Origin of the sequence: Enterovibrio sp. FF113, assembly GCF_041439165.1 — a bacterium.
Lineage (GTDB): Bacteria > Pseudomonadota > Gammaproteobacteria > Enterobacterales > Vibrionaceae > Enterovibrio > Enterovibrio norvegicus_A.
Genome location: NZ_JBGONO010000036.1, coordinates 21,728 through 35,295 on the forward strand (window position 1 = coordinate 21,728; position 13,568 = coordinate 35,295).

At 48.8% G+C, this 13,568-nt stretch carries 11 protein-coding genes; 5 read left to right on the forward strand and 6 right to left on the reverse strand.

The features are described 5' to 3' along the window. Positions 1–32: 32 nt before the first annotated feature. Entirely contained in the window at positions 33–1,016 is a 984-nt protein-coding gene (locus tag ACED36_RS20985; RefSeq protein WP_016960929.1) for an acyltransferase, read from the reverse strand. Between the two features lie 46 nt (positions 1,017–1,062). Next, positions 1,063–2,589 (reverse strand): YifB family Mg chelatase-like AAA ATPase, encoded by a 1,527-nt coding sequence (locus ACED36_RS20990; protein ID WP_016960928.1) that lies wholly within the window; start codon positions 2,587–2,589, stop codon positions 1,063–1,065. Between the two features lie 459 nt (positions 2,590–3,048). Between ACED36_RS20990 and ilvG the strand changes: the two genes are divergently transcribed. Genes ilvG through ilvA form a run of 5 tightly spaced genes read left to right on the forward strand, consistent with a single transcriptional unit; the run spans position 3,049 to position 9,326 of the window. Continuing rightward, entirely contained in the window at positions 3,049–4,695 is a 1,647-nt protein-coding gene (ilvG, locus tag ACED36_RS20995; RefSeq protein ID WP_016960927.1) for an acetolactate synthase 2 catalytic subunit, read from the forward strand. Beyond that, a complete protein-coding gene (gene ilvM, locus ACED36_RS21000) occupies positions 4,692–4,940 on the forward strand; it encodes an acetolactate synthase 2 small subunit (RefSeq protein WP_016960926.1) in 249 nt (82 codons plus the stop codon). Before ilvG ends, ilvM begins: the two co-directional genes overlap by 4 nt. Positions 4,941–4,965: 25 nt before the next feature. Beyond that, the gene (locus ACED36_RS21005; protein WP_016960925.1) at positions 4,966–5,901 is read left to right on the forward strand and encodes a branched-chain amino acid transaminase; all 936 of its coding nucleotides are present in this window, start codon (positions 4,966–4,968) and stop codon (positions 5,899–5,901) included. A gap of 21 nt (positions 5,902–5,922) precedes the next feature. Next, positions 5,923–7,764: a dihydroxy-acid dehydratase gene (gene ilvD / locus ACED36_RS21010; RefSeq protein ID WP_016960924.1), complete on the forward strand. Its 1,842-nt coding sequence runs from the start codon at positions 5,923–5,925 to the stop codon at positions 7,762–7,764. Between the two features lie 2 nt (positions 7,765–7,766). Beyond that, a complete protein-coding gene (ilvA, locus tag ACED36_RS21015; RefSeq protein ID WP_016960923.1) occupies positions 7,767–9,326 on the forward strand; it encodes a threonine ammonia-lyase, biosynthetic in 1,560 nt (519 codons plus the stop codon). Between the two features lie 75 nt (positions 9,327–9,401). Here the strand turns inward: ilvA and ACED36_RS21020 are convergent, their stop codons facing one another. The 4 genes from ACED36_RS21020 to ACED36_RS21035 form a co-directional block, all read right to left on the reverse strand. Continuing rightward, positions 9,402–9,773, reverse strand: a complete 372-nt coding sequence (locus ACED36_RS21020; protein ID WP_016960922.1) for a helix-turn-helix domain-containing protein — start codon at positions 9,771–9,773, stop codon at positions 9,402–9,404. Positions 9,774–10,003: 230 nt separating this feature from the next. After that, on the reverse strand, positions 10,004–10,375 hold the full coding sequence (locus tag ACED36_RS21025) for a helix-turn-helix transcriptional regulator (protein ID WP_016960921.1): 372 nt from the start codon (positions 10,373–10,375) through the stop codon (positions 10,004–10,006). A gap of 313 nt (positions 10,376–10,688) precedes the next feature. Continuing rightward, the gene (glmS, locus tag ACED36_RS21030) at positions 10,689–12,524 is read right to left on the reverse strand and encodes a glutamine--fructose-6-phosphate transaminase (isomerizing) (RefSeq protein ID WP_016960920.1); all 1,836 of its coding nucleotides are present in this window, start codon (positions 12,522–12,524) and stop codon (positions 10,689–10,691) included. 12 nt (positions 12,525–12,536) lie between these two features. Continuing rightward, positions 12,537–13,301 (reverse strand): DeoR/GlpR family DNA-binding transcription regulator, encoded by a 765-nt coding sequence (locus tag ACED36_RS21035; protein ID WP_016960919.1) that lies wholly within the window; start codon positions 13,299–13,301, stop codon positions 12,537–12,539. Between the last annotated feature and the right edge of the window lie 267 nt (positions 13,302–13,568).

Consider the following 13,568-nt stretch of genomic DNA (forward strand, 5'->3'; position numbering starts at 1 on the left):
TTCGTTTTGGATGTCGTGTTGAACAACCCAGCTTAAGCCGCATTTGATTCTTGGTGTTCACGCGTATCAATTTGCGCATGATGTTCATCATTGTAAATCCCATCTAACACGTCATCTTTTTCCAGCCAGCGCTGATGCAGCCATTGTTGGAATTCGTGCTTGAAGGCTTTGTCGTTAAAGTAGTCACCCCTAATCTTGGCATCAACAGGCAAACTATCTATACGCACGACGACTCTCTTCATCTTTCCGGACAGTAAATCTTTGAACGGCAATTCACGGTTTTCTGGATAGGCCACCGTTACATTGATAATGGCATCAAATTGATCGCCCATTGCACTAAGGGTATAGGCAATCCCGCCAGTCTTTGGCGACAGAAGGTGTTTGAAAGGAGATTGGCTGAGGCGCTGCTTCCGTTCGGTGAAACGGGTACCTTCAACGAAGTTCACCACGGTGGTCGGCGTTTGGCGAAAGCGCTCACAGGATTTACGTGTTGAGGCCAAATCGCTGCCACGTTTTTGTGGGTTTTTGAGCAAATACTGACGTGAATATCGTTTCATGAACGGCATATCTACCGCCCAGCAGGCCATGCCAAGAAAAGGGACATACAACAATTGCTGCTTAAGAAAGAACTTCGCCATGGGGATACGGTTACGAAATACCGAAAAAACAACGATGATGTCAGTCCAACTTAAGTGGTTACAAATCAGCAAATACCAATCATCTTTACTCAGTGATTCACCACCTTGAATGTCCCACTCCACCCCGGATGTCAGGTTCAACATTTTATGATTTAGGGTTGCCCATACCCACATAATGTTATTGCTAAAACGAGTGAGCACACGTTGCAGCACAGGAACGGGCAAAGCCATTTTGATTAACGCTAATACGCAAAGAAGCAAAGAACTCACTGCGGTATTGACGCTGAAAAAAAGCATGTTGAGGAGCAAAAGCAAAGTGATGATTCCAATACGGTAGACTGAATTTTTTATTGAGGCGTAATCATACGCCGCAGCCATAAAAAACACCATTCAGTTACCCAGAGGCCCATCAACTTCTGGTGGGCTAACTCGCCAAAGAGGTCAACTGCTTGAGTAAACGATCCATAGAGCGGTAGCCCAGCGCCTCGGCGAGATGCCCACGCTGAATATGCGGCTCACCAGACAGATCAGCAATGGTGCGCGCCACTTTGATAATGCGATGGTAAGCACGAATAGACAAACCTAGTCGATGCAGTGCGGTTTCAAGAAAATCCGCATCCGCTTTTGATAGCGGGCAATAGGTTTCAATCTCGCGGCTTGATAGCAAACAGTTTGCTTTTCCTGCCCGAGAGAGCATCACCCCTCGCGCTTTTTCGATTCGCGCTTTCACCACGCTGGTGGGCTCGCCGCGATCGCCGCCTTCCGTCAGAGTGCCACGAGGAAGGGCTGGGATTTCGATGGATAGATCAAAGCGATCCAGAAAAGGACCCGACAAGCGATTAAGATACCGCAATGTGGCTTGTGGATTCGACCGCGCTAGTTGGCCTTCGTAATGCCCTGTAGGGCTTGGGTTTAACGCTCCTATCAACTGAAAGCGGGAAGGAAAGCGGGTTTTACTGTTCGCGCGTGAAATCATTACTTCGCCAGATTCCAACGGCTCTCTTAATGAATCTAAGACTTTGCGCTCAAACTCGGGCATCTCATCAAGAAATAGAATACCGTTGTGCGCTAAGGATATCTCACCCGGCTTAGGTACTGTACCGCCGCCAACCAGCGCTGCCATGGAGCTAGAGTGGTGAGGAGCGCGAAACGGACGTTGACGCCAATTGCCTTCGTGTAATGGACGCTCAGTCAGTGAGGTGATGGCGGCTGTTTCCAATGCTTCTGTATCGCTCATGGGTGGCAATAAATCGGCCATTCGCGATGCCAGCATGGTTTTTCCTGTCCCTGGCGGTCCGAGAAAAAGAAGGTTGTGGGAACCTGCCGCTGAGATCTCCAGTGCGCGCTTTCCTTGTTGCTGACCAATAATGTCCTGCAAACAGCGATGATTATCCTGGGGCACAACTTCCATATCATCAGGCTCTTTGAGCATCAAGCTGCCTTGCCCGCTAAGATGACGACACACGGTGTTTAGATCGGGCGCAGATAAATGGATATCACGCCCCACCAAAGCAACCTGCCCACCGTTATCATCCGGTACAACTAAGCTTCTTCCCATTTCCCGACAAACAACCGCGGCAGGTAAAGTGCCTTTTACCGCACGCAGTTGCCCTGAAAGCGCCAATTCACCCACAAATTCGTGCTTAGAGAGCGTTGTCATAGGTATCTGCCCAGAAGCTGCCAAAACCCCTAGCGCGATGGGTAAGTCGAATCGCCCACCGTCTTTGGGTAAATCTGCTGGCGCAAGGTTCACCGTGATACGCCTCGCGGGAAATTCAAAACCTGAATTAACAATGGCGCTACGAACACGGTCGCGGGCTTCTTTCACCGTGGTTTCAGCCAAACCAACGAGGTTAAAGGCTGGTAAACCGTTACTAATATGCACTTCAACAGTGACTTGTGGTGCGCCGACACCCACACAGGCTCGGCTTTGAATAATGGCAAGATTCATAATGCTCAATATTTATCTATTTAACTATCAATTGGTTATGTGCATAAAGAGATAGTATTACTGCATTACGATGCGAGAAATAAAAAAACTGGTCAGTTTTTACTTGTCATGCGACGGACGTCTGTGATACCACTAGGAGCAGACAACATGTATGCAAACAAACGTTGACATAGTCATACATCACCGACACAAATGACGGTAAAAAACACAAAATGAATCAACTCAATCGCGCCCTAGTCATTATTATTTCAATTATCGTGGTGGTACTACCGCGAGGGGCTGCGACGGCGAGAAAATAACACACAAACATCGCAACCAGCCCCCGCATCGAAAGGTTCGGGGGCTTTTTTAACATTGGAAGTCTGGTTGTAATAACGCGTAAGGAAATAGCGGCATGAAACCATATCAAAAAGCAGCGCAAGCCTGCATCTCCCAAACTCAGCGTCAGAGGGGATTGCTATGACAGGTGCACAGTTAGTCGTAAGCGCTTTGCGTCAGCAAGGTGTCTCCACCCTCTTCGGCTATCCGGGTGGAGCAATCATGCCCGTCTACGATGCCCTTTATGACGGCGGTCTTGATCACGTGCTTTGTCGTCATGAACAAGGTGCCGCCATGGCTGCGATCGGTTATGCCCGTTCAACTGGAGGTGTGGGGGTGTGTCTTGCGACATCCGGCCCTGGCGCCACGAACCTGATCACCGGCCTTGCCGATGCCATGATGGACTCCGTGCCGATTGTTGCTATCACAGGTCAGGTTGCTAGCCCTCTTATCGGTACCGACGCCTTCCAAGAAGTTGATGTTCTCGGTTTGTCACTTGCTTGCACCAAACACAGTTTTCTGGTTACCGACCCCAATGATCTTGCGAAAACGTTGGCGGAAGCCTTTGTTGTTGCTAAAGAAGGTCGTCCAGGTCCCGTGCTGGTGGATATCGCTAAAGATGTGCAACTCGGCCAAATTGACAATATGTCGACGGCACAAATCAAGAAGCCATTCGCACCCGACGTCTCTGCCGTGTCTTTGCAAGAAGCCAATGCGCTGATAGCAGCCAGCAAACAGCCTATCGTGTATGTCGGCGGTGGCGTACAACTGGCGCATGCTACGGACACCTTGCGCCAATTTCTTAATCACAGCCAAATCCCAGCCACTTGCACCTTGAAGGGGCTGGGATCGGTTCATCGAGATTACCCGTACTACTTAGGTATGCTCGGTATGCATGGCACCAAAGCTGCCAACCTTGCGGTTCAGCAATCAGATTTACTGATTGTTATCGGTGCGCGTTTTGACGACCGAGTGACAGGCAAGCTCGATACCTTCGCGCCAAATGCAACCGTGGTGCATATTGATATCGATGCGGCAGAGTTTAATAAACTGCGCCGTGCTAACGTCGCCCTTCGCGGTGAACTCAACACGGTGTTACCGCAGCTTGGCGAACCCGCAGACATATCAGAATGGCAAACGACAATTAGCACGATGATGACCGACTTCGGTTGGCGTTATGATCATCCAGGTGAGGCGATTTATGCACCACTGCTGCTCAATCAACTGTCTGACATGATGCCGGACTCAACCGTGGTTGCCACGGATGTTGGCCAACACCAAATGTGGGTAGCGCAGCACGTTCAGCCACGACGTCCGGAGAACTTACTCACCTCAGCTGGGCTAGGCACGATGGGGTTTGGTTTACCTGCGGCGATGGGCGCCAAAATGGCACGTCCAGACGATGAGGTTGTGTTAGTTTCGGGAGATGGTTCGTTTATGATGAACGTTCAGGAGCTTGGCACGCTAAAACGGCGTAATATACCCGTCAAAATGGTCCTGCTGGATAACCAGCGTTTGGGGATGGTTCGTCAGTGGCAAGAGCTGTTTTTCGACAAACGCTTTAGTGAGACCAATCTGTCTGACAACCCGGATTTTGTCAGGCTCGCAAGCGCCTTTAACATCCCAGGCAAAACCATTACCAGAAAAGACGAAGTCATCCCTGCACTGCAGGCGATGCTAGCAAGTGACACAGCCTATCTGTTACATGTTGCTATCTCAGAGGAAGAGAACGTATGGCCGCTGGTTCCGCCTGGCGCCGCCAACCAGGATATGTTGGAGAGAACATGAGTCAATCTCACACCCTGCTTATCGGCGCAGATGACAAGCCCGAACTGCTTGAACGCTTATTGCGCATTGTGCGTCACCGAGGTTTTCGCCTCACCAGTTTGGACATGCATCATACCGACGACTGCAATGTGGTTGAAATTACCTTGCAAGTCACGAGCGATCGCCCTATCGCCAATCTTCAAAGCCAATTAGACAAGTTATGGGATGTCTCGCACGTACGTCTGCTCCCACAAGAACAACAGTAATGCGTTATCTAAAAGGATTAAAATAATGGCAAACACAGCGGATTATATTTGGTCAAACGGTGAACTCATTCCTTGGCAAGATGCCAAGGTTCACGTTCTGACTCACGCCATGCATTATGGCACCTCCGTATTTGAAGGCATTCGTTGCTACGATACGCCGAATGGTCCCATCGTATTCCGCCACCGCGAGCACATGCAGCGTCTTAAAGACAGCGCAAAAATATACCGCTTTCCTATCCCATATAGTGTTGATGAGCTGATGGAAGCGTGTCGCGAAACGCTTCGTGCCAACAAACTCAACTCCGCGTATATCCGCCCGTTAGGTTTTATCGGCAACGTGGGTTTAGGTGTGTGTCCGCCGCCAGAAACTGAAATGGATATCATCATTGCCGCGTTTAGCTGGGGTTCGTACCTTGGTGAAGAAGCGCTGGCTAACGGTGTCGATGCCATGATTTCAAGTTGGAACCGTGCTGCGCCAAACACCATTCCAACCGCGGCTAAAGCTGGTGGTAACTACCTCTCTAGCCTATTGGTCGGCGGCGAAGCTCGCCGTCATGGTTACGCAGAGGGCATTGCATTAAGTGTCGATGGTTACCTGTCTGAAGGTGCAGGTGAAAACCTGTTTGTGATCAGAAATGGTGTGATTTCAACACCGCCCGCCACCAGCGCTATATTGCCAGGCATTACTCGTGATTCGATCATGATTTTGGCCCGAGAAATGGGCTATGACGTCCGCGAAGAGAACATTGCCCGTGAAGCTCTCTATCTTGCCGATGAAGTATTCATGACAGGCACCGCCGCAGAAATTGTACCAGTACGCAGCGTTGATCAGATCACTGTCGGTGAAGGTGCACGCGGCCCAATCACTGAACAAGTACAATCCGCATTCTTTGGTCTGTTTAATGGCCAAACAGAAGATAAGTGGGGGTGGCTCGATCCCGTCACCCCACAAACCAAATAAGTAGTTTAAGAGGACAAGGAAATGCCTAAGTATCGTTCAGCCACCACTACCCACGGCCGTAACATGGCCGGAGCACGCGCCCTTTGGCGTGCAACTGGCGTAAAAGATGAAGATTTCGGTAAACCTATCATTGCTGTGGTGAACTCATTCACCCAATTCGTACCGGGTCACGTTCACTTAAAAGACATGGGCCAACTGGTTGCACGCGAGATTGAAGAAGCAGGCGGCATCGCTAAAGAATTCAATACTATCGCCGTTGATGATGGTATCGCGATGGGCCACGGCGGCATGCTGTACAGCTTACCATCACGTGAGTTGATTGCCGATTCCGTCGAATACATGGTGAATGCGCACTGCGCGGATGCCATGGTCTGTATCTCTAACTGTGACAAAATCACCCCAGGAATGCTGATGGCAGCGATGCGCATCAATATCCCTGTGATCTTTGTTTCAGGCGGCCCAATGGAAGCGGGTAAAACCAAGCTATCAGATCAGATCTTAAAGCTGGATCTGGTTGATGCGATGATCCAAGGCGCTGATCCGAAAGTGTCTGATGAGCAAAGCGAGCAGATCGAACGATCAGCCTGCCCAACTTGTGGTTCTTGCTCAGGCATGTTCACTGCTAACTCCATGAACTGTTTGACTGAAGCGTTAGGTCTTAGTCAGCCAGGTAATGGTTCAATGTTGGCAACACACGCTGACCGTGAGCAATTGTTCCTTAAGGCTGGCCAACGCATTGTTGAACTAACCAAGCGTTACTACGAACAAGATGACGAATCAGCCTTGCCACGCACGATTGCTAGCCGAGCAGCATTTGAAAACGCAACGGCGCTTGATATCGCCATGGGCGGCTCAAGTAACACAGTGCTTCACCTGATAGCAGCCGCTCAAGAGGGTGAAATAGATTTTGACTTGGACGACATCGATCGCATGTCTCGCCTTGTTCCACATCTTTGCAAAGTGGCGCCCTCAACGCCGAAATACCACATGGAAGATGTTCACCGCGCAGGTGGTGTAATCGCTATCCTTGGCGAATTGGCGCGGGCGAATTTGCTCCACACTGATGTGCCAACCGTACTTGGTCAAACCATGGCTGACACCATTGCGCAGTACGACATCATGGTTACCGAAGATGAAGACGTAAAAGCCTTCTTCCGTGCCGGCCCTGCAGGTATTCGCACCACCAAAGCCTTCTCACAAAGCTGTCGCTGGGACACGCTTGACGATGACCGTGAAAATGGTTGTATTCGTACCCGTGAAAATGCATTCAGCCAAGAAGGTGGTTTAGCAGTACTGAGCGGCAATCTTGCACAAGATGGCTGTATTGTTAAAACCGCGGGTGTTGATGAAGAAAACCTTGTTTTCCGCGGCCCAGCACATGTGTTTGAAGCACAAGAAGATGCAGTAAACGGCATATTATCTGGCGCAGTGAAAGCAGGCGAAGTGGTAGTGATCCGCTACGAAGGCCCGAAAGGTGGCCCAGGTATGCAGGAAATGCTGTATCCAACCACTTACCTTAAATCGATGGGGCTAGGAAAAGCGTGTGCATTGGTCACTGACGGTCGCTTCTCTGGTGGCACCAGCGGTCTGTCTATCGGTCACGTATCCCCAGAAGCCGCAAGTGGTGGTGTTATTGGTTTGGTCCAGCAAGGCGATATCGTTGCTATCGACATCCCTAACCGTTCCATCGTACTCGAAGTCGATGATGCGGAACTTGCCACGCGCCGCACTGACGCAAATGCTCGCGGCTGGAAGCCCGTGTCACGTGAGCGCGTCGTGTCCCTTGCCCTAAAAGCGTATGCCAGCTTGGCAACCAGCGCAGACAAAGGCGCTGTACGAGACAAAAGCAAGCTGGAGGATTAATCATGACGCAGGCCCGCCAATCCCATGTATCCGTTCCACTGAGTAATGCTGAGTATCTTCGCGATATTTTGCGTGCGCCCATTTATGAAGTGGCTATCGTTAGCCCACTTCAGAACATGCCACGCATTTCAAAGCGTCTGGATAATCACATCCAGTTAAAGCGCGAAGACCGTCAACCGGTACATTCGTTTAAATTGCGCGGTGCCTACAACATGATGGCGCAGCTGTCTGATGCACAGAAAAAAGCTGGGGTGATTGCTGCCTCTGCCGGTAATCATGCACAAGGCGTAGCCATGTCAGGCCACAAACTAGGGATCAGCGCCACCATCGTCATGCCACGCACCACCCCCGACATCAAAGTTGCTGGCGTTCGTAGTTTTGGCGGTAACGTTGTGCTGCACGGAAATAACTTTGATGAAGCCAAAATAAAAGCCATAGAGCTTGCCAATGAGCACGGCTACACCTTTGTTGCGCCGTTTGACCACCCCGCCATCATTGCAGGGCAAGGTACCATCGGTTTGGAGTTACTTCAGCAAAACGGGCATCTTGACTATATTTTCTTGCCTGTCGGCGGTGGCGGTATCGCAGCAGGTGTGGCGGTGATCGTTAAGCAGCTCATGCCACATATCAAAGTCATCGGCGTAGAAGCAGAAGACTCTGCCTGCCTGAAAGCCGCGATGGATGCGGGTGAGCCAGTGACACTCGACAATGTTGGCACGTTTGCCGATGGCGTCGCAGTGAAACGCATTGGTGATGAAACGTTCCGAGTCTGTCAGCAACATCTCGATGACGTCATCACGGTGTCTAGCGATGAAATCTGCGCAGCAATGAAAGACATTTTCGAAGATACCCGTGCCATCTCTGAGCCTTCAGGGGCATTGTCTTTGGCAGGGCTTAAGCGCTATACCGAGCAGCATCAGCTGAAAGGGAAAAACATGGCGTCTATCTTGTCTGGCGCCAATTTGAATTTCCACACTCTTCGTTATGTCTCTGAGCGCGCGGAACTGGGTGAGAAGCGTGAAGGTTTGTTGGCGGTGACGATTCCTGAACGCACGGGCGCTTTCCTCGATTTTTGTAAAATCTTGGGGGGTCGTGCAGTGACTGAATTTAATTACCGCTATAGCGACGATGCATTGGCAAATATCTTTGTCGGTGTGCGCTTAACGAATGGCCAGGAAGAACTCGATAGCATCATCTCCGATCTACAAAAAGGTGGCTATCCCGTGCAGGATTTGTCTGACGATGAAATGGCGAAAGTACATATTCGCTATATGATTGGCGGACGTCCAACCAAAGTGATGAATGAACGCTTATATAGCTTTGAGTTCCCAGAATATCCGGGTGCCCTACTACGCTTTTTGAATACGCTGGGTACGCATTGGAATATCAGCATGTTTAATTATCGCAATCATGGTGCTGACTATGGACGCGTATTATGTGGCTTCGAGCTAGAAGATAAAGACTTGCTTTCATTTACTGCGCATCTCAAAGAATTGGGTTATGGCTGGAAGGACGAGACAGAAAGCCCCTCTTACCGTTTCTTCTTGTCTAAGGATAGCTAAGTAAGCCAAAGGAACAATGCGGTTCACAAACAAGAAAAAGCCCAGCATTCGCTGGGCTTTTAGTTTCTTATTTCTTTATTCATCGTTATCCGATGACTTCATGATCACCATGTACTCTGCCAGTAACAAAGCCTGATCCATCACGAGGTTACGCGCCGAAAGAGGGAGCTGATTGAATAACAAAAGTAAATTATTCAGATCATCTCTATGCGTAAACGCGATATCACTTCGCGTACTTTCGCCGTATAGAAACCAATTTAACGGACGGCCTGTTACGTCAGCAATCGTAGCAAGTGAAGAGACCTTAGGTTCAGTCTTGCCTGACTCAATATCTAAATAAGTCTGCCGCGCCACATCAAGATGCTGCGCCATTTCCACTTGCGTGATCTCTCGATACTCTCGCGCTTCTCTGATGCGCAGTGCAACGTGAGATTTGACAATCAACATCGCAATCTTGCCCCACAACTCTTTGTCACAGCATCAGGTGATTTACACCTGTATCTGTCACACTCTCTACTGCTAGATCCTGCATTATGCACAGCGCAGTCGCGTTCACATGTAAAGCATCGTTGAATTGTGAAACTGGGCCGCCGTTGCCTAAGCCAGATGACAAGGCTTTCGTGCAATACCTATTTTGGCAGGCAAGGCTTGGCAAAGCCTACCAAGTAAGTAAGTGCTTAACCTCTTTGCGCAGATTTGGAGTAATTAACCAAGAATGAAGCCATGTTAACGCTCTGATTGAGAATGGCGGTTCTTGCTTCGTGGGGCAATTTTGAGAAGTGCTCTAGAAGGCGATTAACGTCCTGCTTATACTGCACGTCGTGCAATTCAACATCCGCATCACCATAAACGAACCATACTAAAGGACGTTCAGTGATTTCGGCTATCTCAGACAACATGCGGACACGCGGTTCGGTTTTACCCGTCTCAATGTCTAAATAGGTTTGGCGTGCTACATCAAGCAATTTCGCCATTTTCACCTGGGTAATCCCTTTCCACTCACGGGCTTCTTTAATGCGTTTTGCTACTTGTGATTTCGAATCGATCATCATTCACTCCCTACGACTTACAGCTCTGGTTGTTTTTTTGCTGCTTTATCGACAATATGCACAATACGCGCCAACTATTCAGACATTAATAATTAGAATAAAAATCAATTAGTTGAGTTTGGAATGCACATATGTGCTTATCTTTCTAGGCGAGGTGTCTTGTTATAGATGCGAAATGATTTGCAAAATGCAAATATCGTGACCGATTTCCAAGTTGCAAATAGCAACGAATGTATTTTATGTCTTACATTGGAGACAAAAAAGGAGCTTGCGCTCCTTTTGAGGTTTTTGTTGTTTAGTCTTTCTTCAGTGCTTACTCAACAGTCACCGCTTTTGCCAGGTTACGAGGCTGATCAACGTCCGTACCTTTGATCAATGCAACATGATACGACAGCAACTGCATAGGAACCGTATAGAAAATAGGCGCACATACCTCATCAACATGCGGCATAGGAATGATTGTCATGCCATCACTTTCCTGAAATCCCGCAGATTCATCAGCAAACACATACAATTGACCGCCACGGGCTCGCACCTCTTCAATGTTAGATTTGAGCTTTTCTAACAGTTCATTGTTTGGTGCTATCACAATAACGGGCATATCTGCATCAATCAGTGCCAAAGGTCCGTGCTTGAGTTCACCGGCTGCATAGGCCTCCGCATGAATATAGGAAATCTCTTTTAACTTCAAAGAGGCTTCCATCGCAATAGGATAAAACTCGCCACGGCCTAAAAACAGTGCGTGGTGTTTATCAGCAAAATCTTCCGCAAGCGCTTCAATTTGTTTGTCAAAGGTCAGTGCCTGTTCGATTTGAGCCGGAAGTCGGTGTAGCGATTTAACAATCTCTGCTTCTTTTTCTGCGCTAACCGTGCCTTTCTCCTTGCCGAGCGCGGTTACCATCATCAGTAGCGCTGTGAGCTGCGTAGTAAAGGCTTTTGTCGAAGCGACACCAATTTCTGTTCCCGCGCGAGTCATGATGGCAATGTCAGATTCTCGCACCAATGAAGAACCCGCCACATTACACACTGTCATCGCGGCCATGAACCCACGTTCTTTCGCCAATCGAAGCGCAGCCAAGGTGTCTGCTGTCTCCCCGGATTGAGAAAGGGTGATTAATACGCTATTTGGACGCGTGACGAAGTTGCGATAGCGAAACTCTGAGGCAATCTCAACATCACAGCTAACACCTGCAATGGATTCAAACCAATAGCGCGCCACCATTCCAGCATTGTAAGACGTACCACATGCAATGATTTGGATATGCTCAGCTTTTTGTAAGATCTCTTTCGCGCCATGACCCAAGCTTTCCACCAGCACCGAATTTGCATCAATGCGCCCTTCTAAGGTGTTGATAATAGCCGAGGGCTGCTCAAAGGTTTCTTTTTGCATGTAGTGTCGATACTTCCCTTTATCGGCAGCATCATGCTCTGCGGTTGATTCGTGAATGGTACGTTCAACCGCATTGCCTTCAACATCAAAAATATCAACAGCACGACGAGTGATTTCAGCGATATCGCCTTCTTCTAAAAATAGAAAACGACGAGTGACATTCAAAAGTGCCAACTGATCAGAGGCCAAAAAGTTTTCACCGATACCCAGCCCAATCACCAATGGGCTACCAGAGCGCGCAGCGATAAGGCGCTCTGGATCACGTCTATCCATCACGACAGTGCCATAGGCACCATGCAATTGCGCGACCGTGCGTTGAAACGCATCCAATAGCGAACCGCCTTGCTCCAATTCCCAATGAACAAGGTGAGCGATCACTTCGGTATCTGTTTGTGAGGTAAACACGTAACCACGTTGAGTTAAGATCTCTCGAAGAGGTTCATGGTTTTCGATAATGCCATTGTGAACAACAGCAATATTTTCACCTGACATGTGCGGGTGGGCGTTTTCTTCACTTGGCTCACCATGTGTCGCCCAGCGTGTATGGGCAATACCAGTACCACCCAAAACAGGCTGCGCATCAAGCGCATCAGCCAATATTTGAACTTTACCCAAACGGCGCAGACGATTAAGTTGATGCTCTGCATCAACGACAGCCAAGCCGGCCGAGTCATAGCCGCGATATTCCAAACGGCGTAAACCTTCAACCAGTATTTCCGCCACATCCCTTTGCGCTACCGCGCCCACAATTCCACACATAACTTTCCCCGTCTAATTAGGGGCGCAGATCACCTCTGTGCCCGTCTTTTCAATGGCTTGTTTGGTGGTGGTATCTATATTGTTGTCAGTGATAACAGTCGTAATGACATCCCAAGGGAGTTCTAGGTTTGGTATCTTTCGCCCTATTTTATCGGACTCAATCAACACCACCACCTCTCGAGACACCTCTGACATGACGCGGCTCAAACCAACTATTTCATTGAAAGTCGTTGTACCGCGATTGACGTCTATCCCATCAGCACCAATAAACAACTGGTCAAAATCATAAGCGCGCAATGCCTGCTCTGCGACTTGCCCTTGAAACGCTTCAGAGTGCGGGTCCCACGTGCCACCTGTCATTAACAGTGTCGGCTCGTTTTCCAGCTCTTTGATGGCTTGGGCAACGTTCAGTGAATTAGTCATCACTACGAGCCCACGTTTTTGATTTAACAAAGGGATCAGCGCTGCGGTTGTCGAACCACTGTCCACCACTATACGATTATGGTCGCGAATTCGACTTGCCGCCATTTTTGCTATCGCTAACTTTTGATCTGAAACTTTTACAGCATTTTCCGAAACCATTTCATGAGGAATAGGGACTGCACCACCATATCGACGAAGCAAAATTCCATTTTTCTCAAGCTCAGCAAGGTCTTTGCGTATCGTGACCTCTGATGTTTCAAACAAAGATGAAAGCTCGTCTACACTCACTTTTCCTTGTTCGCTCAGCATGGCAACAATCGCATGGCGACGTTGTTGAGTATTACGTTTCGACATGTAACCACCAAACTTTCGTTTCGAAAGATAATATGACTTTTGAAATAAAGATCAAGAATGAAATGCGAGACATATCACCAAGGGTATGATCAGTCGCACAAAAAAGAATTATACAAAGAGTTAACGCGTCATAGGGAGGAATTAAAGCGAGATAATGGGAAAGTATAGATATAAAAAAAGAGCAGGCTTAATTAAAGGCCTGCTCTTTTTATATGGTGCGGAAGGAGAGACTTGAACTCTCACACCTTGCGGCGCCAGAACCTAAAT

Excerpts from the sequence above, each read along its gene's own strand:
- ACED36_RS20985 (WP_016960929.1), bottom strand. The coding sequence starts at position 1,016 with ATGGCTGCGGCGTATGATTACGCCTCAATAAAAAATTCAGTCTACCGT.
- ACED36_RS20990 (WP_016960928.1), bottom strand. The coding sequence starts at position 2,589 with ATGAATCTTGCCATTATTCAAAGCCGAGCCTGTGTGGGTGTCGGCGCA.
- ilvG (WP_016960927.1), top strand. The coding sequence starts at position 3,049 with ATGACAGGTGCACAGTTAGTCGTAAGCGCTTTGCGTCAGCAAGGTGTC.
- ilvM (WP_016960926.1), top strand. The coding sequence starts at position 4,692 with ATGAGTCAATCTCACACCCTGCTTATCGGCGCAGATGACAAGCCCGAA.
- ACED36_RS21005 (WP_016960925.1), top strand. The coding sequence starts at position 4,966 with ATGGCAAACACAGCGGATTATATTTGGTCAAACGGTGAACTCATTCCT.
- ilvD (WP_016960924.1), top strand. The coding sequence starts at position 5,923 with ATGCCTAAGTATCGTTCAGCCACCACTACCCACGGCCGTAACATGGCC.
- ilvA (WP_016960923.1), top strand. The coding sequence starts at position 7,767 with ATGACGCAGGCCCGCCAATCCCATGTATCCGTTCCACTGAGTAATGCT.
- ACED36_RS21020 (WP_016960922.1), bottom strand. The coding sequence starts at position 9,773 with ATGTTGATTGTCAAATCTCACGTTGCACTGCGCATCAGAGAAGCGCGA.
- ACED36_RS21025 (WP_016960921.1), bottom strand. The coding sequence starts at position 10,375 with ATGATCGATTCGAAATCACAAGTAGCAAAACGCATTAAAGAAGCCCGT.
- glmS (WP_016960920.1), bottom strand. The coding sequence starts at position 12,524 with ATGTGTGGAATTGTGGGCGCGGTAGCGCAAAGGGATGTGGCGGAAATA.
- ACED36_RS21035 (WP_016960919.1), bottom strand. The coding sequence starts at position 13,301 with ATGTCGAAACGTAATACTCAACAACGTCGCCATGCGATTGTTGCCATG.